Below are 1,887 nucleotides of genomic sequence, written 5' to 3'. Positions count from 1 at the left end.
GGCCACTGTCACAGGCAGTCACTATCGTGGGTCAGTGAGTGAGGTCGTATTCCGTTTCTCTACGACCTCACTACGACGACTTCGGGTGTGCGCGGGGGAAAGGGACACGCATGCAATCGGCTAAGAGGCCCAAGAAGGTCGGTACTTGGCAGGCGGTCGGCGGGCTGGTCGCCCACTTCCGGAGGCAGGCCGGGCTCACCCAGGAACGGTTCGCCGAGGTCGCGAACCTCCACATCGACACGATCAGGTCGTACGAGCAGGGAAGGCTTGCGCTGCCGGATCATCGGGCCATCGAGTTCGATGAACTGCTCAACACGGGTGAGGTGTTGTTCACCCTGGTCGACAAGTTGCCGGTACGGGAACGGATGCCCACCTTCGTGCAAGGGCTCGTAGACAATGAGCAGGGGGCACTCAGCATTCTGTCGTACCAAAGCCTCGTGGTTCCTGGGCTCCTCCAGACCAGGGACTACTGTCGCGCACTCTTCGAGTTCCGGTATCCAGCAATCGGGGACGAGACGGCCGAGCAGTGGGTGGACAGCCGGATGCGGCGGCAGGAGATCTGGCAGCGGGAGGTGCCGCCAGTCGGGCACTTCATCATCGAGGAGAGCGTCCTACGGCGGCAGGTCGGCGGCCCGGAGGTGATGCGTGCGCAGATCCAGCAGATCCTGGACTTCACCGAGCCCGCGCACATGAGCATGCAGATCATGCCGATGGACCGAACTCCGCACGCCTGTCTCGACGGTCCCATGGTGCTGTTGGAGACACCCGACCACGATCGCCTGGTCTGGCTGGAAGTACAGCGCGCTAGCTTCCTGGTAGATGATCCGAATGAGGTCAGCGACTACCACCTGCAGTATGGAATGCTGCGGTCACAGGCCCTCTCTCCCTCCGAGAGTGCGGGTCTCTTGGAGAGACTGCTAGGAGAGTAATGAACACCGCAGCACGGCTGTACGACCGCTCGGGCGACCTGGCGTGGTTCAAGTCCAGTTACAGCGGCAGTGAAGGCGGCAACTGCATCGAAGTCGCTTATGCCTGGCGGAAGTCCAGTTACAGCGGCAGCCAGGGCGGAGACTGCATCGAGGTCGCCGCCCACCCCGCCGCTATCCACGTCCGTGACTCCAAGGTCGCTGGCGGGGCCCAACACACCCGCGCGCCCGGGCCGTGGTCCACGTTCCTCGACACCGTCACGCATCCCGCAGTCTGAACGCAGCTCCCCCGGCCGCCAACAACCCCACCGCGTACGCCGCCAACACCCCCAGCCCCGGCCAGAGATCCGTCGGCAGACTCGTCGGCACGGGGCCCCAGTGCTGCAAACGGTGGCGCCAGGTCGGGGAGTTGAGGAGCTGGGACAGGAGCGGGACGACGTAGAGGACGCCCAGGCCCAGGGTGATCGCGCCGCTCGTGTCGCGGAGCAGGGTCGCCAGGGACAGGCCCAGGAGTGTCACCAGGACCAGGACGAGGATCGAGCCGCCCGCCGCGCGGAGCGACGCGTCGCCGTCCGGCGGGGTCGGGAGGATCAGGCGGGCCAGGGCCAGGGCGGCCAGCACCGACAGGGTTCCCGCCAGCGCCGTCAGGGCTGACAGGGTCGCCGCCTTTGATGCCAGTACCCGCCACCTCCCCGGCATCGCCGTGAGCGTCGTACGGATCGTGCCCGTGCTGTACTCCGCGCCGATCGACAGCGTGCCGAGGACCAGGCAGATCGCCTGGCTCAACTGGATGCCGCTGAGGCTCAGATTGACCGTGTTCGGGGCGTGGCACGGTGCCGGGCAGAGGCGGGTTGTCACCGACGAGGCCGCCGCCGCGCCGATCGCCGCCGTGAGTACCACCGTTGCCGCCAGTATCCACCAAGTGCTGGGCAGCTTACTGAGTTTGGTCCACTCGTCGTGC

General features: G+C 66.1%; 3 protein-coding genes. 2 read left to right on the top strand and 1 reads right to left on the bottom strand.

Features of this window, described 5'->3' with window-relative positions:
* The first annotated feature begins 110 nt into the window (after window positions 1–110).
* Entirely contained in the window at window positions 111–929 is an 819-nt protein-coding gene (locus tag ACFWI9_RS34045; protein ID WP_387169117.1) for a helix-turn-helix domain-containing protein, read from the top strand.
* Window positions 929–1,204 carry a DUF397 domain-containing protein gene (locus tag ACFWI9_RS34040; RefSeq protein ID WP_387169114.1) on the top strand — a complete coding sequence of 92 codons (276 nt, stop codon included), beginning with the start codon at window positions 929–931 and terminating at the stop codon, window positions 1,202–1,204. Before ACFWI9_RS34045 ends, ACFWI9_RS34040 begins: the two co-directional genes overlap by 1 nt.
* On the opposite strand, the gene ACFWI9_RS34035 is transcribed toward ACFWI9_RS34040, so the two are convergent.
* Window positions 1,185–1,887: ABC transporter permease subunit (locus tag ACFWI9_RS34035; RefSeq protein WP_387169111.1), on the bottom strand; the 703-nt coding region annotated here is incomplete at its 5' end. The two genes, ACFWI9_RS34040 and ACFWI9_RS34035, sit on opposite strands and share 20 nt — an antisense overlap.

It is taken from the genome of Streptomyces sp. NPDC127084 (genome assembly GCF_042724175.1).
In the GTDB taxonomy this organism is placed as follows: domain Bacteria; phylum Actinomycetota; class Actinomycetes; order Streptomycetales; family Streptomycetaceae; genus Streptomyces.
The sequence above is the reverse complement of the archived record's forward strand: the minus strand, read 5'-3'. Positions and strand labels throughout refer to the sequence as shown.

Coding starts and splice junctions, on each gene's coding strand:
- ACFWI9_RS34045 (WP_387169117.1), top strand. CDS start 111: ATGCAATCGGCTAAGAGGCCCAAGAAGGTCGGTACTTGGCAGGCGGTC.
- ACFWI9_RS34040 (WP_387169114.1), top strand. CDS start 929: ATGAACACCGCAGCACGGCTGTACGACCGCTCGGGCGACCTGGCGTGG.